23 protein-coding genes are annotated in these 22,557 nt (G+C 33.0%); 11 read left to right on the forward strand and 12 right to left on the reverse strand.

Features of this window, described 5'->3' with window-relative positions; translation table 11 throughout:
- Positions 1–6: 6 nt before the first annotated feature.
- The 4 genes from EDB96_RS10380 to trmD form a co-directional block, all read right to left on the reverse strand.
- Positions 7–2,388, reverse strand: coding sequence for a TonB-dependent receptor (locus EDB96_RS10380; RefSeq protein WP_134140648.1), 2,382 nt, complete (start codon positions 2,386–2,388; stop codon positions 7–9).
- Positions 2,389–2,538: 150 nt separating this feature from the next.
- Positions 2,539–4,758, reverse strand: coding sequence for an NADP-dependent isocitrate dehydrogenase (locus tag EDB96_RS10385; protein ID WP_134140649.1), 2,220 nt, complete (start codon positions 4,756–4,758; stop codon positions 2,539–2,541).
- A 280-nt stretch (positions 4,759–5,038) separates the two neighbouring features.
- Positions 5,039–5,389 (reverse strand): 50S ribosomal protein L19, encoded by a 351-nt coding sequence (gene rplS / locus EDB96_RS10390; RefSeq protein ID WP_057119870.1) that lies wholly within the window; start codon positions 5,387–5,389, stop codon positions 5,039–5,041.
- 174 nt (positions 5,390–5,563) lie between these two features.
- Positions 5,564–6,238, reverse strand: a complete 675-nt coding sequence (trmD, locus tag EDB96_RS10395; RefSeq protein WP_057119198.1) for a tRNA (guanosine(37)-N1)-methyltransferase TrmD — start codon at positions 6,236–6,238, stop codon at positions 5,564–5,566.
- A 272-nt stretch (positions 6,239–6,510) separates the two neighbouring features.
- Here trmD and EDB96_RS10400 point away from each other — a divergent pair, with 272 nt between their 5' ends.
- The 7 genes from EDB96_RS10400 (at position 6,511) to EDB96_RS10430 (ending at position 11,946) form a co-directional block, all read left to right on the forward strand.
- On the forward strand, positions 6,511–6,873 hold the full coding sequence (locus EDB96_RS10400) for a hypothetical protein (protein WP_134140650.1): 363 nt from the start codon (positions 6,511–6,513) through the stop codon (positions 6,871–6,873).
- 105 nt (positions 6,874–6,978) lie between these two features.
- Positions 6,979–7,899 (forward strand): archaemetzincin, encoded by a 921-nt coding sequence (locus EDB96_RS10405; RefSeq protein ID WP_134140652.1) that lies wholly within the window; start codon positions 6,979–6,981, stop codon positions 7,897–7,899.
- A gap of 20 nt (positions 7,900–7,919) precedes the next feature.
- Positions 7,920–8,792 (forward strand): sugar phosphate isomerase/epimerase family protein, encoded by an 873-nt coding sequence (locus tag EDB96_RS10410; RefSeq protein ID WP_134140653.1) that lies wholly within the window; start codon positions 7,920–7,922, stop codon positions 8,790–8,792.
- A 48-nt stretch (positions 8,793–8,840) separates the two neighbouring features.
- A complete protein-coding gene (locus EDB96_RS10415; RefSeq protein WP_134140654.1) occupies positions 8,841–9,188 on the forward strand; it encodes a cupin domain-containing protein in 348 nt (115 codons plus the stop codon).
- A 201-nt stretch (positions 9,189–9,389) separates the two neighbouring features.
- Positions 9,390–10,532, forward strand: coding sequence for an MFS transporter (locus EDB96_RS10420; protein WP_243839335.1), 1,143 nt, complete (start codon positions 9,390–9,392; stop codon positions 10,530–10,532).
- A 66-nt stretch (positions 10,533–10,598) separates the two neighbouring features.
- Positions 10,599–11,531 (forward strand): peptidylprolyl isomerase, encoded by a 933-nt coding sequence (locus EDB96_RS10425; RefSeq protein WP_057119186.1) that lies wholly within the window; start codon positions 10,599–10,601, stop codon positions 11,529–11,531.
- A 91-nt stretch (positions 11,532–11,622) separates the two neighbouring features.
- Positions 11,623–11,946, forward strand: a complete 324-nt coding sequence (locus EDB96_RS10430; RefSeq protein WP_057119869.1) for a c-type cytochrome — start codon at positions 11,623–11,625, stop codon at positions 11,944–11,946.
- Positions 11,947–12,054: 108 nt separating this feature from the next.
- Here EDB96_RS10430 and EDB96_RS10435 read toward each other — a convergent pair whose 3' ends face one another.
- The 3 genes from EDB96_RS10435 to EDB96_RS10445 all read right to left on the reverse strand — a co-directional run bounded on the left by EDB96_RS10435 (position 12,055) and on the right by EDB96_RS10445 (position 14,407).
- A complete protein-coding gene (locus EDB96_RS10435) occupies positions 12,055–12,450 on the reverse strand; it encodes a GreA/GreB family elongation factor (protein WP_057119184.1) in 396 nt (131 codons plus the stop codon).
- A gap of 378 nt (positions 12,451–12,828) precedes the next feature.
- Positions 12,829–13,383, reverse strand: coding sequence for a thioredoxin family protein (locus EDB96_RS10440; RefSeq protein ID WP_134140656.1), 555 nt, complete (start codon positions 13,381–13,383; stop codon positions 12,829–12,831).
- Between the two features lie 130 nt (positions 13,384–13,513).
- Complete coding sequence (locus EDB96_RS10445; protein WP_134140658.1) at positions 13,514–14,407, reverse strand: alpha/beta fold hydrolase; 894 nt, start codon at positions 14,405–14,407, stop codon at positions 13,514–13,516.
- A gap of 130 nt (positions 14,408–14,537) precedes the next feature.
- Between EDB96_RS10445 and EDB96_RS10450 the strand changes: the two genes are divergently transcribed.
- Complete coding sequence (locus EDB96_RS10450) at positions 14,538–14,873, forward strand: tRNA-binding protein (RefSeq protein ID WP_134140659.1); 336 nt, start codon at positions 14,538–14,540, stop codon at positions 14,871–14,873.
- A 159-nt stretch (positions 14,874–15,032) separates the two neighbouring features.
- Here EDB96_RS10450 and EDB96_RS10455 read toward each other — a convergent pair whose 3' ends face one another.
- From EDB96_RS10455 to EDB96_RS10470, 4 genes are all read right to left on the reverse strand, one after another.
- Positions 15,033–15,581 carry an RBBP9/YdeN family alpha/beta hydrolase gene (locus tag EDB96_RS10455; protein WP_134140660.1) on the reverse strand — a complete coding sequence of 183 codons (549 nt, stop codon included), beginning with the start codon at positions 15,579–15,581 and terminating at the stop codon, positions 15,033–15,035.
- 21 nt (positions 15,582–15,602) lie between these two features.
- Entirely contained in the window at positions 15,603–16,427 is an 825-nt protein-coding gene (locus EDB96_RS10460) for an alpha/beta hydrolase (protein WP_134140662.1), read from the reverse strand.
- A gap of 174 nt (positions 16,428–16,601) precedes the next feature.
- On the reverse strand, positions 16,602–16,970 hold the full coding sequence (locus EDB96_RS10465) for a PUR family DNA/RNA-binding protein (protein ID WP_057119174.1): 369 nt from the start codon (positions 16,968–16,970) through the stop codon (positions 16,602–16,604).
- Between the two features lie 68 nt (positions 16,971–17,038).
- Positions 17,039–18,817: an ABC transporter ATP-binding protein gene (locus tag EDB96_RS10470; RefSeq protein ID WP_113677947.1), complete on the reverse strand. Its 1,779-nt coding sequence runs from the start codon at positions 18,815–18,817 to the stop codon at positions 17,039–17,041.
- A gap of 204 nt (positions 18,818–19,021) precedes the next feature.
- Here EDB96_RS10470 and EDB96_RS10475 point away from each other — a divergent pair, with 204 nt between their 5' ends.
- The 3 genes from EDB96_RS10475 (at position 19,022) to yajC (ending at position 21,710) form a co-directional block, all read left to right on the forward strand.
- Complete coding sequence (locus tag EDB96_RS10475; protein WP_134140664.1) at positions 19,022–20,128, forward strand: Glu/Leu/Phe/Val family dehydrogenase; 1,107 nt, start codon at positions 19,022–19,024, stop codon at positions 20,126–20,128.
- Positions 20,129–20,410: 282 nt separating this feature from the next.
- Positions 20,411–21,322: a transcription antitermination factor NusB gene (gene nusB / locus EDB96_RS10480; RefSeq protein WP_134140666.1), complete on the forward strand. Its 912-nt coding sequence runs from the start codon at positions 20,411–20,413 to the stop codon at positions 21,320–21,322.
- A gap of 112 nt (positions 21,323–21,434) precedes the next feature.
- Positions 21,435–21,710 (forward strand): preprotein translocase subunit YajC, encoded by a 276-nt coding sequence (yajC, locus tag EDB96_RS10485; RefSeq protein ID WP_134140668.1) that lies wholly within the window; start codon positions 21,435–21,437, stop codon positions 21,708–21,710.
- Between the two features lie 258 nt (positions 21,711–21,968).
- On the opposite strand, the gene EDB96_RS10490 is transcribed toward yajC, so the two are convergent.
- Positions 21,969–22,556 carry a YdeI/OmpD-associated family protein gene (locus tag EDB96_RS10490; RefSeq protein ID WP_134140670.1) on the reverse strand — a complete coding sequence of 196 codons (588 nt, stop codon included), beginning with the start codon at positions 22,554–22,556 and terminating at the stop codon, positions 21,969–21,971.
- Position 22,557 lies beyond the last annotated feature (1 nt).

Raw genomic sequence — 22,557 nt, forward strand, 5'->3', positions numbered from 1 at the left:
GTATTTTTAGAACTTAAAATTATAACTAACGGCTGGTACAATTCCAAAAATGGATGTTTTAACAGCTTCGTTATCACCAGTGTCTACATTTTGTCTAAAATTTATAGACGCAGCATTCATACGATTATAGAGATTGTAAATACTGAAAACCCATTCGCCTTTCCAATTCCTATCCTTATTTTTTCTTGGAGTTAAAGTCGCAGAAATATCCAAATGATGATAAGCAGGAAGTCGGTTTTCGTTACGTAATCCGTAGCTTGGAACGGTAATTCCCAAATATTCATATTGCCCATTCGGATATGTAACCGGCTGTCCAGACTGCAATGCAAAATTGGCCCCAAATGACCATTTTTCATTTAAATTATAAGCGGATGTGATAGCTAAGTTGTGTGTTTTGTCATAAGCCGAAGCATACCATTGTCCGTTATTAATTCCAATTTCTTCTGGTGTTCTGCCAGGAGTCTGCTGTTCTGATTTTGACAATGTATAAGAAACCCAGCCATTAAACTTGCCTGTATTTTTCTTAACCATAATTTCTAAACCATACGCCCTCATACGGCCATTTAAAATTACTTGTTCAATAGCATCATTAGCAATTAAGTCGGCTCCATCAATATAATCGAGTCTATTTTTAACTTCCTTGTAATAGGTTTCAACTTCAAATGAATATGCTCCGCTGCTGATATTTCTAAAATATCCTAATGCAACTTGATCTGCAAGCTGCGGTTTAATGTATTTGTCGCTCGGCATCCATACATCTAATGGAGTAGGAGATGAGGTATTTGAAATTAATTGAAGATACTGCGCCATACGATTGTAACTTGCTTTTATGGCTTGGTCGTCATTTAATTGATAAGAAACTGAAAACCTAGGTTCAAAATTATTATAATCTTTTATCACTTTATTTTTGCCAAAATATCGTGTAGAAGTTGGTGTTCCTTTTTCGTAAATCTGAATATCGCTATTAAAAACGACTGCTTGATTATTGTCATAATAATTAATAGTTGAGGAACCTAATCTATAAAAAAGGCTGTAGCGTAATCCGTAAGCAACAGTAATTTTATTTGAAAGCTGACTTTCCGCATCTAGATAAACAGATGGTTCAAAAGCATATTTTTTGTCTAATTGATCGGGGTTAATTCCAGAATCTGTGCTGCTTGGTTTTATGGTTCCTGGATTAAACTCATAATAAGTTGCGTTTAAACCATAATTAAGTTTTAATTTATCCGAAAGATAATGTTTGAAATCGTATTTGATGTTATAATTTTTAATTCCAGAATCCCATTTAAAACCTACAAAATCAAGATCTAATCCGTAATAGTAATCGCTGTAAATCAAAGAAAGATTTGAAAATAATTTATCAGAATATAAATGATTCCATCTTAAATTCAAGATCGAATTTCCGTATATATTGGTGAAACTTTTATTTAAACTGAAAACATCACGGCCAAAATAACCTGATAAATATAAACTGTTATTATCGTTGAGTTTATAACTTAATTTGGTGTTTAAATCGTAAAAATAAGCAGCATTGTTTTTGTCATCTTCGGAAAGTTTTAAAAATAAATGAGCATAAGAAGCTCTTCCTCCAATTAAAAAAGAGCCTTTGTCTTTTACAATTGGACCTTCGGCAAGAATACGGCTTGAAATTAATCCGATACCTCCGTTCATATGGAAATCCTTACTGCTTCCGTCTTTTTGGTAAATGTCTAAAACAGAAGAAGCTCTTCCGCCGTAACGCGCAGGAATTCCCCCTTTATACAATTTTAAATCTTTGATTGCATCGGGATTAAAAACAGAAAAGAAGCCGAAAACATGCGATGAATTAAATATTGTGGCTTCGTCTAAAAGAATCAAGTTTTGATCTGCGCCGCCTCCGCGGACATTAAATCCAGAAGCGCCTTCTCCGGCATTTGTAACGCCTGGAAGTAATAAGATAGATTTAAGTACATCGACTTCTCCTAAAACAACCGGCATTTTTTTTATAGTGGCAATAGAAAGTTTATTGGCACTCATTTCTGGCGATTTGATGTTGATTTTGCTTCTGTTATCTGTAATGACAACTTCTTGAAGTTCTTCACCGTTTTCGCTGATAGAAAAGTTATTTTTGGTATTCTGATTTAAAAGGATATTTTTTTGAATGGTTTGGTAGCCAACATAGCTAATCTCAATTTCGTATTCTCCTTTTGGGATAGAAAGAGAATAAAATCCGTATTCGTTTGTTGTAGTTCCTATTTTAAGAGTTGGAATATAAATATTTACTCCAATTAAAGTTTCGTTGTTTTTGCTGTCGCTGACAGTACCGCTTAAAGTGAATCGTTCCTGTGAAAAGGATGTAAAAATCGTTAAAATAAAAAGAAAAAATGCGCAGGTATTTTTTGTAATCATTACATTGATTTTGATATACATAGTTAACAATTCTTACTTAACATTTTAGCGGAACTTTTGTTAAACATAAGTTAAGATAAAAAAAGGACAACTTTTTGAGTTGTCCTTTTTAATATCATTGAAAAATGCACTATTAGTACATTTTGACAATTATTTAATTTTTGCAATAATAGCGTTGAATGTTTCGCTCGGACGCATTGCTTTACTTACTAACTCAGGAGTTGGCTGGTAATAACCGCCAAGAGTTTGAGGTTTTCCTTGAGCACCAATTAATTCTGCATCGATTTTTGCTTCGTTAGCTTCAAAATCAGCAGCAATTGGAGTAAAGATTGCTTTCAATTCAGCATCTTTGTTTTGAGCAGCCAAAGCTTGAGCCCAATAGAATGCTAAATAGAAATGAGAACCACGGTTGTCAATTTGTCCAACTTTACGAGCAGGAGATTTATCGTTTGCTAAGAACTTATCGTTTGCTTCGTCAAGAGTTTCAGCTAAAACAATTGCTTTAGAATTATCTAAAGTTTGTCCTAAATGCTCTAATGAAGCACCAAGAGCTAAAAATTCTCCTAATGAATCCCAACGTAAATATCCTTCTTCTGTAAATTGTTCAACGTGTTTAGGAGCAGAACCTCCAGCACCAGTTTCGAACAATCCACCACCATTCATTAATGGAACGATAGATAACATTTTTGCTGAAGTTCCTAATTCTAAAATTGGGAATAAATCTGTTAAGTAATCACGTAACACGTTTCCTGTTACAGAAATAGTATCTAAACCTTTGATGATTCTGTCTAAAGTAAATTCAGTGGCAGCAACTGGGTTTAAAATACGGATATCTAAGTTTGTAGTATCGTAATCTTTAAGGTATTTTTCAACTTTTACGATCAATTCTCTATCATGTGCTCTGTTTTCGTCTAACCAGAAAACAGCAGGCGTACTAGATAAACGAGCTCTGTTTACAGCCAGTTTAACCCAGTCCTGAATAGGAGCATCTTTTGCCTGACACATTCTGAAAATATCATTTGTTTCAACGTTTTGTTCCATTAAAACATTTCCATTTTGATCTACAACACGAACAACTCCGTCAGCTTTTATTTGGAAAGTTTTATCGTGAGATCCGTATTCTTCAGCTTTTTGAGCCATTAATCCGACGTTAGGAACACTTCCCATTGTTTTAGGATCAAAAGCACCGTGTTTTTTACAGAAATCGATTGTTGCAGTATAAACTCCCGCGTAAGAACGGTCTGGAATAACAGCAATTGTATCTTGCGCTTTACCATCTTTGTTCCACATTTGTCCAGAAGTACGAATCATTGCCGGCATAGAAGCATCAACAATAACATCCGAAGGAACGTGTAAGTTTGTAATTCCTTTATCAGAATTAACCATTGCCAAAGCTGGTCCGTTTTCGATCGCTTTAGTAATGTCAGCTTCAACTTCAGCCTGCTCAGGTCTTCCAGCAATTTTAGCATAGATATCACCTAAACCATTTTTAGTATCCACATTTAACTCAGCAAATAAAGTTTCGTATTTTTTGAAAAGATCTGCAAAATATACTTCAACGATAGCGCCAAAGATAATTGGATCAGAAACTTTCATCATTGTAGCTTTTAAATGCACAGAAAGTAAAACACCTTCTTTTTTTGCTTCAGCAATTGCATTAGCAGCAAATTCTTTTAATTTTTTTACACTTAAAACAGAGCTGTCGATAATTTCGCCTGCTTTTAGCGGAGTACTTGCTTTTAAAACAGTAGTTGTTCCGTCTTTTGCAACAAATTCGATTTTAACATCATTTGCATCTGCAACAGTCAATGATTTTTCACTTCCGTAAAAATCACCATTTGGCATAGAAGCAACTTTAGTTTTTGAGTCAGCAGACCAAGCACCCATTGAGTGCGGGTTTGCTTTTGCGAAGTTTTTAACTGCTCTTGGAGCTCTACGATCAGAGTTTCCTTCACGTAAAACTGGGTTTACAGCAGAGCCTAAAACTTTTGCATATTTTGCTTTTATTTCCTTTTCAGCATCGTTTTGAGGATCTTCTGGGAAATTTGGCACGTTATATCCGTGAGATTGTAATTCAGCAATAGCCGCTTTTAATTGAGGTACGGATGCTGAAATGTTAGGTAATTTAATAATGTTTGCTTCTGGCTGAGTTGCTAATTGGCCTAATTCTGCCAATGCATCTCCAGTTTTTTGAGCATCTGTCAAAGAATCTGGGAAGTTTGATAAAATTCTTCCTGCCAGCGAAATATCTCTGGTTTCGATTTCAATTCCAGCTGTTGCTGTAAAAGCTTGAACAATTGGTAACAAAGAGTAAGTTGCCAATAACGGCGCCTCATCAGTTAAGGTGTAAAAAATTTTTGATTTATTCATTTTCTTTTTTTTTTATAATCGTATCGTCAGGAGTTAACGATGTAAAAGATATATTCGGCTCAAAATGAGCGGAGCAAATATAATAAAATCACAACGAAAACGGTTGAGTTTTCCTGAGAAAAGGAGAAATTAACAGATTGTTAATTCGAGCTCCTTAAATTGCTAAATTGATGATTTTGATATTAAAAAATTACAGTTTTGATAGTGATGAAAATAGAACATAAAAAAAACTCGTTTCAAATAATATGAAACGAGTTTTTTATAACAATTCGATAAATGATTATCTTCTTTTATCTTTAATCTTAGCTTTTTTACCAGTAAGTTGTCTGAAGTAGAAAATTCTAGCTCTACGTACAGCACCTTTCTTGTTGATTTCGATTTTTTGTAAAGCTGGTAAGTTTACTGGGAAGATACGCTCAACTCCAATAGCTCCAGACATTTTACGAATAGTAAAAGTTTCTGTGTTACCAGAACCTCTTCTTTGAATTACAACTCCTTTAAAAAACTGAGTTCTAGTTTTTTCACCCTCTTTAATTTCGTAGAAAACTGTGATTGTGTCTCCAGCTCCAAATTCAGGGAAATCTTTTTTAGCAACGAATTCGTTTTGAACGAATTTTAATAAATCTGCCATGATAATTTTATTATTATAGTTTAGATAGAGTAACATTCACGGATTTCGCCAGAGGTTAGTCTAATTCGGGTGCAAAGATAAATTAAAAAAATAAAAATCCAAGAAATAAAATTCCAAATTCAAATTTTTTAATGAACTGATTATTTGGGATTTGGGATTTTTTGAGTTTCAAATTTATTCTAATAAATCTGGTCGCCTGTTTTTAGTGTGTTCATACGCCATATCTTCTCGCCATTTATCGATTTTGGCAAAATGGCCGCTGGTTAAAACTTCTGGGACTTTCCATCCTTTATAATCTGCAGGCCTTGTATATATAGGTCCAGAAAGTAAATTATCTTGAAAGCTGTCTGTTAATGCTGAGGTTTCGTCGCTCAATACACCAGGAATTAATCGAATTAAAGCATCAGATAAAACCAAAGCTCCTAATTCTCCTCCTGATAAAACATAATCACCAATCGAAATTTCTTTAGTAATAAAATGATCTCTAACTCTTTGGTCAACACCTTTATAATGCCCGCATAAAATGATAATGTTTTCGTACATAGACATTTTATTGGCCATTTTTTGATTTAAAGTTTCACCGTCAGGCGACATATAAATGATTTCATCATATTCTCGCTGACTTTTCAAATGGGTAATACAGTCATCAATTGGCTGAATTGTCATTACCATTCCAGCACCGCCCCCAAACGGATAATCATCAACACTTTTCTGTCTGTTCGTGCTGTAGTCACGAAGATTGTGAAAATGTACTTCGACTAAACCTTTGTCAATGGCACGTTTCATAATCGAAGCCTCAAATGGACTTCTTAATAATTCTGGTAAAAGTGTAATGATATCAATTCGCATTTTCTGTAAGTTATTCTAAAGTGCAAAGATACAAGTTAATATTTGGCAATAAAAAAACAAAATTCAAATCCTTAGAAATGTTTTTAAATATGAACTCATTATTAGTGTTGAGTAAAAATATTTATACTACAACTTATTGCTTTTTAATTCGTTATGTAATAATTATATAACACTAAAATGTAATTATGTAATTTTTTATTTTGTAATTTTAAGTACCATTACACTACCTAATTATATAATTAAAGTTTTACAAATTCCAAAAACGTATCTATATGAAAAAATTAATACTGTTTACCGCAATACTTTTGCAGCTTTCATGCTCAAGTTCGAAAAACGCAATGAATAATTCTGTTGGAGAAACCAAAGCGAAATTGATAAAAACTTGGGGATCTCCTGTGCGGACTTTGGCTGATAATCAAGATGGACAAATTCTTGTATACGCGGACCAAGTTTTTACGAATGAAGATAATTCTGATGGTTCAAAAATAGCTGGTCAAAATTATTGGACTTATAATTATATATATGTAAATAAAGAAGGTAAAGTTACTTCAACAAGACAAGAAAAACAGAATTATCCTCCTCAGGCTATTGACTCACAAAAAATGGAAGGGATGAAATTGTTAACTTCGAAGTGATGGTATTCTAAAATTGAAATATTTTAACGGTGAATCAAATTGTTAAAATATTTTTTATTTGACTTAAATTGTAGCTGTTTTTTGAATATATTTAGCAAAAAGTATATGAAAAAAATAGCTATTATTGTTTTTATATTATTATGTTCTTGTAATAAGGAAAAACTAAAAAATACTGCAAAAGAGATCCGAAAAGATATTCCTAAAGCAGCATTATATTTTACGCAGATCAAAGGTAATGATGTCAAACTAGGAAAACCTGTTTATGGGGATTGGCTGTTTTCCCGCAAAGAAAAAGGACAAACTTTTGAACAATACTTTTTATCTAAACATATCGTTCCGACAAAGGATGAAAATATTATTTATATACGACCAATTGGGAATTTTAATTCTTTACAAAAGAAACAAATTGAATTGTTAAATGAATATTTAGCAATTTTTTTTCAATTAAAAACAAAAACTCTAAAATCCATTTCTAATGATGTAGTGCCAAATTCTGCAAGAAGAATGATGTTTGGGCACGAACAATTATTGGCTGGTTATCTTTTAGATGATGTATTAAAGAAAGAAAAACCTGCAAATAGAATTGCGTTAATGGGACTTTCAGAACTTGATCTATATCCTAAACCAGAATGGAACTATGTTTTTGGTTTGGCTTCTTACCGCGACAAAGTTGGTGTGAGTTCAATTTACAGACTGCAGGATGGAGAACTGACTTCTGAAAATTTTAATGTTTGTTTGTCTCGATTACTCAAAATAAGTTCTCATGAAATAGGTCATATGTTTGGATTACATCATTGTATCAATGCCGATTGTGTAATGAATGGATCTAACAGCATGAGCGAAACAGACAAACAATCTATACGATTATGTTCTGTCTGTCAGCAAAAATTAAGTTCTTGTATAAAATACGATGACAGGAAGAGGCTGGCAGATTTAGAGGATTATTTTAAACGAAATAATATGACTCCCGAATTTTTGGCAATGAAAAAGGATGCTGAGGCTGTTTCAACAAAAAACGATTTATAATTATTTGGATTTACTAAAAAATGATTACTAGAAGAAATTTTATAATTAATACGGGTCTGGCTGCAACAGCAGTTCTGGCTTCGCCGTCATTCGCATTTTCTATGAATAAAAAAGAAATAGGTTTACAATTGTATACACTTCGTGAAGAGCTTCCGAAAGATGTAAAAGCAACTTTAGAAAAAGTAGCGAAAGCAGGATTTACAACTGTCGAAACATATGGTTTTTCAATTAAAGATCAGTTTTGGGGATTAACGCCAAAAGAATTGAAAAAGATTTTGGATGATAATGGACTTAAAGCAGTAAGCGGCCATTATAATTTAGGGAGCTTTTTATATGATGGAAATATCGAAGAACTAGTAGCTTCAATAGAAGCTGCAAAAATTCTAAAAAGTGAATTTTTAACCATTCCGTGGGTCGACGAACCTTTTAGAAGAAATATAGCAGATTATAAAAAGATCGCTGCCCGAGTAAATGAAGCAGCTGTAATGTGCAAAAAAGAAGGTTTGAAACTGGCCTATCATAACCATGATTTTGAATTTCAAAAACATGATGGAGCTACTGGTTTTGAAATCTTATTAAATGAAACCGATAAAGATTTGGTTTATTTTGAATTAGATTTATACTGGGTGATTCATTCTGGAAATGATCCTCTAAAATTATTTAAAGAAAATCCGGGACGTTTTAAAATGTGGCACGTAAAAGACAAGGATAAAAATAATAATGATTTAAATACTGAAGTTGGTAGCGGAACTATAGATTTTAAGTCTCTGTTTGCGGCAGCAAAACAATCTGGAATGATTCATTTTTTTGTGGAACAAGAGAATAATTTTGCCGTAAATTCTTTTGATTCTATTAAGAAAAGCTGTGATTTCATTTCTAAAAAATTGCTTTAAAATGACTAGTTAAAATGCTTATTTTTGTAAAAAATCAATTTTAAAGTTATGCAGAACATAGGAACAAGCAAAGAATTTATAAAAGGAGATGATATTGAATGGGAAGTAGTTGGTGAAGGAATCAAACGCAAAATCCTAGCTTATGACGATAGAGTAATGCTCGTAAATGTGCATTTTGAAACTGGAGGAATTGGTGTTTTGCACGAACATTACCATACACAAGTCACTTATGTGGCAAGCGGTAAATTTGATGTTACAATAAATGGTGTAACAGAAACTTTAAAAGAAGGCGATAGTTTTTATATTCCGCCTCACGCAGTGCATGGAGTGGTTTGCTTGGAAAGCGGTATGCTTACCGATGTTTTTGGCCCAGCGAGAGAAGATTTCTTAAAATAGATTAAATAGAAAATCAATAAGTATGAGTGTCTTCCTGATAGTGAATCTGAGTAAATTGTGTCCTAAAAATTGACGCTGATTAAACGGATTCGCTATCGGGAAGACGCAGATTTAGACAGATTTTATAAAAAAAATAACTTTAATTATAAATATTGATGGTATTTTTGCAAAATGAATTTATCTAAAACCAACGTCCTGTTTATGGCAGTTTGCACTGGTCTTATAGTTGCAAATCTTTACTACTGCCAGCCTTTGATTGTTTTAATTGCCAACGAATTTAAAATTCCAGAAGCCAGCGCCGGAACTATTACGTATTTAACGCAGGCCGGTTATGCTATTGGATTGTTTTTTATGGTTCCTCTTGGTGATAAAATAGAAAGAAAAAGGCAGATTTTAATGACCACTTTTGCATCTGTAATTGCATTATTGATTGCAGCAACAGCAAAAAGTTTTTTGATTTTACAAATTGCTTCATTGCTAATCGGAATCACATCTATTGTACCACAGCTTATTCTGCCTTTAGCAGCTTCTTTGAGCGCTCCCGAACAACGCGGAAAAGTTGTTGGAACCATTATGAGTGGTCTTTTGGTTGGAATTTTGCTTTCGCGAACTTTAAGCGGTTTTATTGGTGAAGTTCTAGGTTGGAGATCAATGTTTTATATCGCGGCAGGAATTTGTCTTTTGATCTTTTTTGTAATTCAAAGTAAATTTCCAGTTAATAAACCACAGTTTCAAGGAACTTACGGCCAATTAATTAAATCCTTATTTACACTTATAAAAACGCAGCCGGTTTTGCGTGAGGCAACAGCAATTAATGTTTTTAGTTTTGCTCAGTTTGGAGCTTTCTGGACGACAATGGTTTTACTGCTATCTGGAGAACCTTTTCACTTTAATAGTGCGACAATTGGATTATTCGGAATTGTCGGTGCATCTGGAGCATTGGCAGCGCCTTTGGTTGGTAAACTTGGAGATAAAGGAAATTCAAGAATTGCAGTGGGTTATGGATGTTTGCTGATCTTGATAAGCTTTTTGGTTTTTTATTTTTCAATAGAAAGTGTAATCGGAATTGCGATTGGAATTGTATTTATTGATATCGGAATCCAAGGTGTTCATATTTCAAACCAAACGAGGGTTTATTCACTTTTGCCAGAAGCTAGAAATAGATTGAATACCGTATTTATGTCTTTCAGTTTCTTAGGAACTGCTGCAGGATCTGCATACGGATTATTATTATGGAAATTGGGCGGATGGCATGCTGTAGCTATTGGCTGTATGGTTTTATCGTTAATTTCATTGGCAATTTATGGACTGACTTATAAATCGACCCCGAAACGTCGGGACTAAAAAGCAAAAGCACAAATTGATTAAAAAATTAATTTGTAAATTTGCGTTCAAATTAAAAATAACAACATGGAAAACGGAATATACGCTAAATTCAACACTAGCAAAGGTTCGATTTTAGTAAAACTAACACACGATTTAACACCTGGTACTGTAGGGAACTTTGTAGCTCTTGCAGAAGGTAATATGGAAAATAAAGTTAAACCTCAAGGACAAAAATTCTACGACGGATTAACATTCCACAGAGTAATTGCTGATTTCATGATTCAAGGTGGATGTCCTAAAGGAACTGGAACTGGAGATCCAGGTTATAAATTTGATGATGAATTTCACCCAACTTTAAAACACGATCGCCCAGGAGTTTTATCTATGGCAAACTCTGGACCTGGAAGCAATGGTTCTCAATTTTTTATCACTCACGTTCCAACTCCTTGGTTAGATGGAAAACACAGTGTTTTTGGTTATGTTGTTGAAGGACAAGACATCGTTGACGCTGTAGCTCAAGGTGATAATCTGGATTCAGTAGAAATCATCAGAGTTGGTGAAGAAGCTCAAAAATGGAATGCTATCGAAGCTTTTATTGGTTTAAAAGGTGCTCGTCTAAAACGTGAAGCAGCTTTAAAAGCAGAATCTGAAGCGAAAATGGAACAATTAGCTGCTGGTTTTGATAAAACAGAAAGCGGTTTACGTTACAAAATGATACAAAAAGGTGATGGTAAGAGAGCTGAAGCTGGAAAAACAGTTTCTGTTCACTACGAAGGATCTTTAGAAAACGGAAAAGTTTTTGATTCATCTTACCCGCGTAAAAAACCAATCGAATTTAAATTAGGAATTGGACAAGTTATTGAAGGATGGGACGAAGGTATTGCTTTATTACAAGTTGGAGACAAAGCTCGTTTTGTAATTCCATCTGATTTAGGATACGGACCATCAGGTGCAGGAGGAGTTATTCCGCCAAACGCAACCTTGATTTTTGACGTTGAATTAATGGACGTAAAATAAGACTTTAGAAGCAATTTACTATTGTTTTAAATAATAATCCCATGCGCTGTGGCGTATGGGATTTTTTTTATATTTACTAAAAAACATTATAATGAGAAAAATTTTAATTTTGGCAGGAACGGTTTTAGTTTTAGTAGCGTGTGGTGCTAAACAATCAATGGCTGAAGCTCCTCCGCCACCTCCACCACCTCCTTCAAAGGAAGTATCTGCTAAAGATCTTGTATTTGGAGATCCAGCTTTGGCACAAGGAAAACAATTGTATGATAATAATTGTGCAAAATGTCATAAATGGTACGAACCAAAACAATTTAGCAAAGAAGAGTGGAAACCAATTTTAGTAAGAATGCAGAAAAAGGCGAAACTTGATGATATGCAAATGGCTTCAATAACTAATTTTATTGATTCTCAATTGTAATTCGTATTTCAAAAAATAAAAAAAAACGATTCAATGATTTATTGAATCGTTTTTTTGTTTTCAATTAGATATAAAAAAACACCTTCACATAATGAGGTGTTTAAAAAGTTAAGAATGATGTACAGCCGAATTATCTACAGCAATTACTTTTAAAGTTTTTATACCTGCCGGTAATTCCCAATCTACTTGGTCATTTTCTTTAAAACCAATAATAGCAACACTTAAAGGAGCTAGAATTGAGATCTTAGATTGCTTTACATCTGCAGCAGAAGGTAAAACGATTTGAATTTTCATTTGTTTGTTGGCTTTTACATCTTCAATCGTTACAAAAGAATTGATCCTGATAACGGTACTGTCAAGTTCGCTTTCTTTGCTTATAACAGCACGATCTAATTCTTGCGAAAGCTGATTGGCTTCTTTAGTATTTGTTGAATTTTTACTTTTTAAAATCAATTCTCTTAAAAATTGATAATCTGATTTACAGAAAGTGGGTGTTGGTTTCATATCTATTGAATTTATTGTTATACTATTTGAAATGATTTTCTTCTTTTGTATTGTTTAAAAACTGTTTGTTTCTCAGTTCATGAGAAAGAGAAAAATTTTAAATGTTTAATTTGAAAAACAAAAAGATATCTGAACAAAATTGATTTTGTCAAATAAATAGATGTTTAAGTTTGATGTAATCCTCCGTCAGAAAGAAGAAATTGAAATAGACGGAGGCCTAATTAATAAAGGCCTTATTATGCGAAATAATTACAGCAGGTAGTGGTTCTCCAGAAAAGGAAAACAACTTTGCAGGCGCTGTAAATGGTATTCTATTTCCCATAAGGATAATTAAATTGATCAGCAAAGATAGGTAATCTTTTTGAATTTAGTGAGGTTTTACTTCCATTTAATGCTGCAGCCAATACTTGGTTTTTGCGGTTCTTTTAAACTTCTGTTGTAAATTAAAGCATCTATAGCGCCTCTAAGGTCACTTCCGCTGAGTGAAATTCCGTTGCCCGGCCTAGAATCGTCAAGCTGTCCGCGGTAAAATAATTTGTCTTGGTTGTCAAATAAATAGAAGTCAGGAGTGCAGGCTGCATTGTAAGCTTTAGCGGTTTCTTGAGTCTCATCATAAAGATAAGGAAAATCAATTTTGTTTTCTATAGCAAATTCTGTCATCAATTCTGGAGAATCCTGCGGATACTTTACAATATCATTGCTGGAAATAGCAACAATGCCGATTCCCTGCACGCGGTAATCATTAGCAATCATTACAACTTCTTTTATAGAATGAATCACAAACGGACAGTGGTTGCAGATAAACATAACCAAAGTACCTTTAGAACCTTTCAAATCTTCAAATGAAAGCATGTCATTTGAATTAGTGTCCTTTAAATAAAAATCAGGTGCAATAGTTCCTAAAGGAAGCATTGCGGATGCAGTTTGTGCCATTTTTGCAAGATATTTGAATTCCAAAAATAGTTTTAAATATCTGTAAATAAAAGAGCACAAGAATAAAAAAATACCCAAAGAAGCAGTTAGCTTTATCAGCTTGCTTCTTTGGATGCTTTTTTATATTTTTTTATGAATTTAAAAACTGAAGTAAATCTTCATTTAATTTTTCTTTTTCTGTGTAAAACAGACCGTGAGGAGCGCCTTCGTATTCAATAAAAGTATTATTGGCAATTCCTTCTGCCGCTTTTCTTGAAGTAAGGTCTATTGGGACAATTTTGTCATCATTTCCATGAATGATTAATGTTGGAACTTTTACAAAATCAAGTTCGTCTCTAAAATCTGTAAACGAAAAAGATTCAGCACATTTTAAAGTAGCTCTTGGAGAAGCAAGAGAACATAACGTTCTGTAATATTCTAACAATGGAGTGCTTATAGGTTTGTTGATAATATTGATTCCAAAGAATGTTTTCCCGAAATTGTCTACAAAGCCAATACGATCTTCTTTAATTGCTGCTGCAGTAGTTTCGCTTTTCTCTTTCGGATGCCCGTCCGGGTTATCGTGAGTTTTTAAAAGGAATGGAATAATAGATGAAATTAAAGCTGCTTTAATAACGCCTTTTCCGCCGTGACGGCTGAAATAACGTACAACTTCGCCGCCTCCCATTGAGAATCCAACCAGCGTAACGTTTTCTAATTCCAATTGTTCAATGATTTCTTTAAGGTCATCGCTTAAAGTATCATAGTCATAACCATCCCAAGGCTGAGATGATTTACCAAATCCGCGTCGGTCATAAGCAATAACGCGATAGTTATTTTGTACTAAATGATCAATTTGATATTCCCACATTTCATTAGAAAGAGGCCAGCCATGAATAAGAATTACTGGTTTTCCCTGACCGTAATCTTTCACATAGAGTCTGACGTTTTGTGCTGTTTCTATATATTTATCTGTATGAACCTGTTTTAAATTAGATTCAAAATCTTTTATTGACATGCATGCATTTGGTTCAGTATGTTCCATGTTATATGTTTTTTTACGTGAGTGTATAATTTTCCTCAAGTAAAATTAGATTGTAAGTAAAAGAAAATGGTTATAGAATTAGGAGGATTAATTACAAAATTAATAGGTTTGTAAGACTAAATAATTAATAATGGATTTAACTTGGAATGAATTTGAACGCACCGATATGCGCGTAGGAACTATTATAGAAGTAAATGATTTTCCTGAAGCAAGAAAACCTGCTTTTCAATTAACAATCGATTTTGGTTCAGAAATCGGAATTAGAAAATCATCTGCACAAATTACTAAAAGATATCAAAAAGAAGATTTAATAGACCGCCAGATTGTTGCGGTTGTTAACTTTCCAAGAAAGCAAATCGGAAAATTTATGAGTGAATGTCTTGTTTTAGGAGCTGTAGGAGAGGAAGGAGATGTGATTTTATTAGCTCCTGATTTTAAGATTCCTAATGGATTACGTATAGGGTAGTTTTTTAGTCAATATATTCCGCAAAGCACGCAAAGTTTTTTTGTAAGTGGTGTTTTTGGAAAAGGTTAAAGTTCGCAAAGCTTTGTGAACTTTATCGACAAAAACTTTTCAAAAAGCCTTGCGATCTTTGTGTAAATCTCTGCGTGCTTTGCGGTTAAATTAGAGTTCTGTTTTTTCAATAAGCTTTTTAAGAATCAACTGTCCTTCTTCCCAATATTTTAAATCAGAATCGGAGTTGATGTGGCCTTGCTGACCAACGTTTACGAAATCGCTTCCCCATTTTTCGGCAAAATATTTTTTTCTTTCAAAAGAAGCATAAGGATCATTTTCGCTGGCTACAACTACAGAAGGAAAAGGAAGTTTGTATAGAGGAATTGGCGAAAAGTTTCTTGTACATTCTGGTGTATGTTCGGGTGAATCTACATCTGCAGGAGCGACTAAAAAAGCTCCAACTATATTTGGATTATTGTTTTTTTCTGCCCAGTGTAATACCAGTGAAACTGCTAAACTGTGTGCAACTAATATTGTAGGTTTATCAAGTTTTAAAATATTTTCGTTTAATCTTGCAAGCCAATCTTCTCGAAGCGGTTCGTCCCAATTGTCTTGTACAACACGAATTGAGTTTTCGAATTTTTTATGCCAAAAAGTCTGCCAGTGTTTTTCTCCAGAATCTCCAAGTCCTGGAATAATTAATAGTTGTGTCTCCATTGCCGTGGATTTATTTAGTGATTATTTTTTATTTTCTTTAATAATGCGGTTTACTTCATTAACTAAGAGCGGAAAACCAGGTTCGGTCATTCCGTGGCCATAACCGTCAAGTTCGTAAAGTTTTGTTTGTTTGTGTCCAACCAGTTTCATCATTCTTGCCATATAGGCGTTTTCTTCATAACGTCCCAGCATTTCTAATTCACGATCTCCGGTAATTAGCAACATTGGCGGAGCGTCGGCACGAACGTGGTATAAAGGTGCAAAAGCGTCAATAGTTGGCTGTTTTTCTGGAATTCCATTTTCTCTTCTAATTTCAAAATGAGTAATACATTGTCCGCTGAACGGAATAAGTCCGGCGATTTTATCAGCATCTATATTTTCTTTTTGCAGCCATTTTTTGTCCAGACCAATCATCATTACTAAGTAACCTCCGGCAGAATGTCCAGAAACGAAAATCTGAGATTTGTCACCTCCATAATTTGATATATTATTAAAAGTCCAAGCAACTGCTGCTGCTGCATCTTCGATCGCTTTTTCAGCTTTTGCTTTTGGTGACAATCTGTAATTTACACCAATAATAGCAAAACCTTTATTTTTTAAAGCTTCAGGAATTTCTTTATTTCCGCCTGTTAGTCCACCGCCGTGAAACCATACGATAGTTGCGAATCCAATTTTGTTTTTAGGATAATAAATATCCAAAACACATCTTTCATTAATGTATTTATCAGATTTATTTAGTGCTGAACTGTAATATTGAATGTTATTTTTGGTTTCATATTCTACATTCTGTGCAGACAATGAAATTCCGTATAGAAAGAAAGTTAGAAGGATAATTAATTTTTTCATTTTAGTTTGTTAGAAGTTTTAAGTAAGATGTTAAATGTGAAAGAGAAGCATCTTAAAATTCGTTTGTTTTATTTCACATTTTACAAATCACATTTCACAATAAAATAAATATATAAAAAAAGTCCAAAATGCAGAACAAATTGGACTCGTACTTTATAAAAAGTTTATTTTGAATTAAATATCGTCAAAATCAATATCTGTAAAGCTAGATCTTTGGCTTTCAGATTTTTCAGAACTGTATTCTTTCTTAAAATCTTTTTGATGTCTTTCAGAAATTACTTCTTCGCCTTTGTGGTTCAAAACATAAGATGTCATTTCTTCTAGTATTTCGGCAAAAGCACTAAAATCTTCTTTGTATAAGTAAATTTTGTGTTTCTTGAAATGAAATGAACCATCTTCCTCAGTAAATTTTTTGCTTTCGGTAATAGTGATATAGTAATCATCAGCTTTGGTAGCTCTCACATCAAAGAAATAAGTTCTTCTTCCTGCTCGTAATACTTTAGAAAAAATCTCTTCTTTTTCTAACATGTCATTTTCTCTCATAATACGTTCTATCATTTTTGGAATTAATAGTACTCAAAAATCATAAAAAATTATCTATTACGCAACAATTAAAGTAATTCTTTTTCCGAAAGTTGTTTTAAATATAACGATGCATAATATCCTTCCTGATTTATTAATTGATTATGAGAACCTTGTTGAATGATGCGGCCATCTTCTAGTATAATAATTTTGTCTGCATTCTTTGCAGATGATACACGATGGCTTACAATTATAGTTGTTTTATCTTTAGAAATTTCAAACAAATTATTCAAAATCATTTCTTCTGTTTCGGTATCAACGGCAGACAAACAATCGTCAAAAAGTAAAATAGCAGGGTTCTTAATTATCGCTCTTGCAATCGAAACACGCTGTTTCTGTCCGCCCGAAAGCGTAATTCCTCTTTCTCCTAAAATAGTATCATACTGTTTGTTAAACGCAATAATATTATCGTGAACAACAGCATTTTTAGCAGCTTGGAATACCTCTTCGTCAGTAGCATTTTGATTTCCGAATTTGATATTATTTTTAATAGTATCCGAAAACAGAAAAGCATCCTGAGGGACAATTCCGATATTATTTCTTAAATCATTTAAATTTAAAGTGCTGATTTCGTTTGCATCAATCCTAAGTTCACCTTCTGTTACATCATACAATCTTGAAATTAAGGAAAGAATGGTCGATTTTCCAGAACCTGTTTTTCCTAAAATGGCCAGTGTTTCTCCTTTTTTTACCGTAAATGAAACATTTTTTAAAGCTTCAATATTCGTGTCTTGATAAGTGAAAGAAACATTATCGAAAGTTATTGTTCCTTGAATATCTGATGAATTTTCGTTATTATTTTTTATTTCTGGTTCGATTTTCAAAAATTCATTTAGACGTTTTTGAGAAGCTTCCGCTTCTTGCACCATTGACGAAACCCATCCTAAAGAAGCAACAGGCCAAGTCAGCATATTTACATATAAAATAAATTCGGCAATAGTCCCAATATTCGGAATGGTTCCGTTGATGTACATTACGCCTCCAAAATAGATTACTACTAAATTACTGATTCCGATTAGGGCAATCATTAAAGGACCAAATAAAGACTGTACTCTCGCTAAGCTTAAACTTTTGCGTTTGCTTTCTTCCGCAAGATCTACCATATTGTTTTGATGCTGGTTTTCTAACGAATAAGCTTTGATGACACGAATTCCAGAAAATATTTCTTGAGTAAAACTCGAAACTTTTGATAAGTATTGCTGAAAGGTGGTGCTTCGTTTATTGATTTCTGAACTTAATTTAAAAATACAATACGAAAGTATAGGAAGCGGTAATATAGTATATAAGGTAAGAAGCGGCGAAACATTATACATATATAGTATAACAATCGCGAAACGAATAAATGTATTAATAGTATACATAACCGCCGGCCCAACATACATACGGACTTTAGAAACGTCTTCACTTATTCGGTTCATTAAATCTCCTGTTCTGTTTTGCTTGTAAAAAGTCTGAGAAAGATTTTCATATTGTCTAAAAACTTCATTTTTTAAATCAAACTCAATATGGCGTGACATTACAATTAAAGTCTGGCGCATTAAAAAAGTTAAAAATCCAGCTACTATCGTAGTAGCTATGATTAGCAATACGTTATGAATCAAATCTTGTCTGAAAGCTGCAATTACGACTTCTGATTTTTGGTCAGTCGGAGATAATTTGTCAAAATTCTCAATAGCGTTTAAAGACTTACTGATTAATTTTGGAGTAAATAACGAAAATATTTGTGCGATTATGGTGATTAAAATACCCAGCGAAAAACTGTATTTATACTTAATGAAATATTTGTTTAAATAGCTTAATTCTTTCATTTTTTTAAGAAATATGATATAGAATTGATTTGAAATTGTGAATTATTACTAATTAAAATTATAATAAATTGCAATTTAATCAAAACAATTATATTGTAAAATTGTTATTTTAAAGATAAAAAATTAGCACATGTGTATTTTTTAATTATGTTTGAGAAGTCTTTTTGACAAATTCATAATTTTAACCTAATTAATACTAGCGCTATGGATGCAACTTTCGCAACTGGAAAGGAACTTCAAAAAATGGATCCTGTTTTTGGTCAATTATCTTTTGACGATCACGAACAAATTGTATTTTGCAATGACAAAGATACAGGTTTAAAAGCAATTATTGGTATTCATAATTCGGTTATGGGTCCAGCTTTGGGAGGAACTAGAATGTGGAATTATAACACAGAATGGGAAGCTTTAAATGATGTTTTACGTCTTTCAAGAGGTATGACTTTTAAATCTGCCATTACTGGACTTAATATTGGTGGAGGTAAAGCTGTTATTATTGGCGATGCTAAAACTCAAAAAACACCTGAATTGATGCGTAAGTTTGGTGAATTTGTACATTCATTAAGCGGAAGATATATTACTGCAGAAGATGTCGGAATGGAAACAAAAGACATGGATACTGTAAGAGATGTAACGCCTTATGTGACTGGTATCTCTGAAGAAAGAGGCGGGTCTGGAAATCCTTCTCCTGTAACTGCTTACGGAGTTTATTTAGGAATGAAAGCTGCTGCTAAAAGTCAGTTTGGAACTGATGTTTTAGATGGTAAAAAAGTTTTGGTTCAAGGAATTGGACACGTGGGTGAAACATTGGTGGAGTATTTGACTAAGGAAGGAGCTCAGGTAACTATTACTGATATTAATGAAGAAAAATTATATCAAGTTGCTTCAAAATACAATGCAACAATTTATACCGGCGAAGATTTATATACAGCAGATGTTGATATCTATGCGCCGTGTGCAATGGGAGCAACAATTAATGATAATACAGTAAACAAAATTAAAGCTAAAGTTATTGCTGGTGCAGCCAACAATCAATTAGCTGATGAGAATGTTCACGGTGCAAGATTGCAGGAAAGAGGTATTTTATACGCTCCAGATTTCTTGATCAACGCGGGTGGAATTATCAATGTTTACGCTGAATTAGCGAACTACGGTAAAGCTGAAATCATGATGAAAACAGAAAATATCTACAATACAACTTTAGAAATTATTGATTTTGCTGCTCAAAATAATATGACAACTCATAAAGCGGCTCTTACAATTGCTCAAAATCGTATCGATCAAAGAAGAATCGAGAACGCTGCGAAGTAATTTTTTTAGTTTACAGTCGCAGTCTCAGTTTTCAGGTTTTTCTGGAAGCTGGGATTTTTTTTAGTTTATAGTCCCAGTCGCAGTTTACATTTTTTTTGAGGACTTCATTATTTTGCTGAATACTGCGACTGAATACCGCGACCGCGACTGAATACCGCGGCTAAAACTGAATACTTTTTTACGAATTAATTTTAATATCAGGATTGAAATTCCTAATTTTGCAGACTAATTTTTAAATGTTCTTACAAGGTGGTAAATAGAAGACACATACGCGTTAAAGTAATGCAATCCATTTATGCAATGCACCAAAGCGGTTCTGATAATATGGAAAAAGAAGAAAAATTTCTTTTTTATAGTATTGATAATATTCAGGACTTATATCTTATAATGCTTTCTTCATTGATAGAAATCTGCAAAAAAGAAGCTGTCTATTTGCATCTTTCAAGTAAAAAACACCTGGCAACTGCCGCAGAACGTAATCCGAATGAAAAGTTTGTAAAGAACAAAATTTTTCAACTTCTTGCCGAAAGCAATTCTCTTAGTATCGCTCTAGAAAATCGTAAAATCAATAACTGGTCATTAAACGATGATTATATCATTTTACTTTTAAATGATGTAAAAGCCAGTGATTTGTACAAAAACTACATGAGCAATAATGTAAATACATTCGAAGAAGACAGACAATTTATTATTGATTTGTTCGAAAATGTTATTGTTCCAAACGAAAAATTATACGAGTATTTGGAAGATGATAAATTGACTTGGGTTGATGATATTCCTGTTGTAAATACGCATATCGTAAAACAATTAAAAGCAATTAAAACAGAAGATCCAGACGATTTTAGAGTTCCGAAATTGTACAAAGATGTTGAAGATAAAGATTTTGCAAAAGATTTATTTAGAAGAACTGTTTTGAATGAAGCTGCTTTTGCAAAAGAATATGAAGATAAAACGCCAAACTGGGACAGTGATCGTATTGCTGAAATTGATACAATTATCTTAAAAATGGCAATTTGCGAATTTTTAAAATTCCCTTCAATTCCAGTAAAAGTAACTCTTAACGAATATTTAGAAATTGCAAAAGAGTATTCTACACCAAAAAGTAGTATTTTTATCAACGGAATTTTAGATAACCTTGTTAAGGAACTTACAGCCAATAAAAAAATGGTGAAAGTAGGAAGAGGGTTAATGTAAAAACAACGAAATTTCAAAAAGAAAAATCCAAATTCCAATGGCTTTGTCTCTATGAGCGAAGTCACAGATATTAAAAAAGATATTAATAATAAATCAAAAACAAATTTAAATTATGGGACAATTAACTCAATTTGCGCCATTTCTATTGATGTTTGTGGTAATCTATTTCTTCATGATTAGACCACAACAAAAAAGAGCTAAAAACGAAAAAGAATTTGAAAACAGCCTAAAAGTAGGTGATAGAATAGTTACTAAAAGCGGTTTCCACGGTAAAATTGCAGAATTAGCAGAAACTACAGTTGTAATCGAAACAATGTCTGGAAAATTAAAATTAGAGCGTTCAGCTATTTCTCTTGAATTGAGTGCTGCTTTGAATAAGAAAGCATAATTTTAAATTACAATATTTTAAATCCCAAATTCCAAAAGGAGTTTGGGATTTTTTTTGTTTTGAAATTAACGAGCTGCATTGTCATTGCGAGGAACGAAGCAATCTCATTTACTATTTCAAAAATTATCTTTTGTTAGTAAGGTTGCTTCGTTCCTCGCAATGACATTTTTGCGCATAAAAAAACCTTTGTCAAAGTTTTAAACTTTGACAAAGGTCTCTGATTACTTGGAATTTGGATTTTAAATATTGAAATTTAACTTACCTGTATTTATCATTCAATCCAACATTATTCAAAATCATGGGAATCACTTTTTCAATTCTCGAAAGTTTTGTTTTTTCCTGTTTTGCCGTTTCAATATATTCTAAAAACTCATATTGTTTATAGGGCGAAAACTTGGCAAATGCTTCTTTTAAAGCTGGATTTTTTGTCATTTCTTGATCTAAAAGTTCAGAAACAATTGCTTCTTTTTTAGAAGGTTTAATAACTTTTCCTTGCTTTTCGTTTTCAATCGCTTCGTGAATGTATTCTAAGACTTCTTTTTCGTTTATTTCATCCTTCGAAGTAAAACGCCATTGACGCATTGATTTTGTTTTGTCTTCCTGAGCATTGATCAACCTCTTTTTCTCATCTTTCAGAAAAACACCGTTTAAAAACCAGATTGCAAAATAGTTTTTAAAACCTCCAATTCCGATAACATTTTTTTTGTTGTAAACATAAATAGGTCCTCCCCATTTTATGGTCTCAACCAGTTCAGTTTTGTCAATAATTGATTTAAGAAAAAGAAGTTCTTCTTCCCACTGATTGACTTTGTCCCAAACGTGCTTTTTATCAGAATTCGGTTCCACT

It is taken from the genome of Flavobacterium sp. S87F.05.LMB.W.Kidney.N (genome assembly GCF_004366435.1).
Lineage (GTDB): Bacteria > Bacteroidota > Bacteroidia > Flavobacteriales > Flavobacteriaceae > Flavobacterium.

Coding starts and splice junctions, on each gene's coding strand:
- EDB96_RS10380 (WP_134140648.1), bottom strand. CDS start 2,388: ATGATTACAAAAAATACCTGCGCATTTTTTCTTTTTATTTTAACGATT.
- EDB96_RS10385 (WP_134140649.1), bottom strand. CDS start 4,758: ATGAATAAATCAAAAATTTTTTACACCTTAACTGATGAGGCGCCGTTA.
- rplS (WP_057119870.1), bottom strand. CDS start 5,389: ATGGCAGATTTATTAAAATTCGTTCAAAACGAATTCGTTGCTAAAAAA.
- trmD (WP_057119198.1), bottom strand. CDS start 6,238: ATGCGAATTGATATCATTACACTTTTACCAGAATTATTAAGAAGTCCA.
- EDB96_RS10400 (WP_134140650.1), top strand. CDS start 6,511: ATGAAAAAATTAATACTGTTTACCGCAATACTTTTGCAGCTTTCATGC.
- EDB96_RS10405 (WP_134140652.1), top strand. CDS start 6,979: ATGAAAAAAATAGCTATTATTGTTTTTATATTATTATGTTCTTGTAAT.
- EDB96_RS10410 (WP_134140653.1), top strand. CDS start 7,920: ATGATTACTAGAAGAAATTTTATAATTAATACGGGTCTGGCTGCAACA.
- EDB96_RS10415 (WP_134140654.1), top strand. CDS start 8,841: ATGCAGAACATAGGAACAAGCAAAGAATTTATAAAAGGAGATGATATT.
- EDB96_RS10420 (WP_243839335.1), top strand. CDS start 9,390: ATGGCAGTTTGCACTGGTCTTATAGTTGCAAATCTTTACTACTGCCAG.
- EDB96_RS10425 (WP_057119186.1), top strand. CDS start 10,599: ATGGAAAACGGAATATACGCTAAATTCAACACTAGCAAAGGTTCGATT.
- EDB96_RS10430 (WP_057119869.1), top strand. CDS start 11,623: ATGAGAAAAATTTTAATTTTGGCAGGAACGGTTTTAGTTTTAGTAGCG.
- EDB96_RS10435 (WP_057119184.1), bottom strand. CDS start 12,450: ATGAAACCAACACCCACTTTCTGTAAATCAGATTATCAATTTTTAAGA.
- EDB96_RS10440 (WP_134140656.1), bottom strand. CDS start 13,383: ATGGCACAAACTGCATCCGCAATGCTTCCTTTAGGAACTATTGCACCT.
- EDB96_RS10445 (WP_134140658.1), bottom strand. CDS start 14,407: ATGGAACATACTGAACCAAATGCATGCATGTCAATAAAAGATTTTGAA.
- EDB96_RS10450 (WP_134140659.1), top strand. CDS start 14,538: ATGGATTTAACTTGGAATGAATTTGAACGCACCGATATGCGCGTAGGA.
- EDB96_RS10455 (WP_134140660.1), bottom strand. CDS start 15,581: ATGGAGACACAACTATTAATTATTCCAGGACTTGGAGATTCTGGAGAA.
- EDB96_RS10460 (WP_134140662.1), bottom strand. CDS start 16,427: ATGAAAAAATTAATTATCCTTCTAACTTTCTTTCTATACGGAATTTCA.
- EDB96_RS10465 (WP_057119174.1), bottom strand. CDS start 16,970: ATGAGAGAAAATGACATGTTAGAAAAAGAAGAGATTTTTTCTAAAGTA.
- EDB96_RS10470 (WP_113677947.1), bottom strand. CDS start 18,817: ATGAAAGAATTAAGCTATTTAAACAAATATTTCATTAAGTATAAATAC.
- EDB96_RS10475 (WP_134140664.1), top strand. CDS start 19,022: ATGGATGCAACTTTCGCAACTGGAAAGGAACTTCAAAAAATGGATCCT.
- nusB (WP_134140666.1), top strand. CDS start 20,411: ATGCAATCCATTTATGCAATGCACCAAAGCGGTTCTGATAATATGGAA.
- yajC (WP_134140668.1), top strand. CDS start 21,435: ATGGGACAATTAACTCAATTTGCGCCATTTCTATTGATGTTTGTGGTA.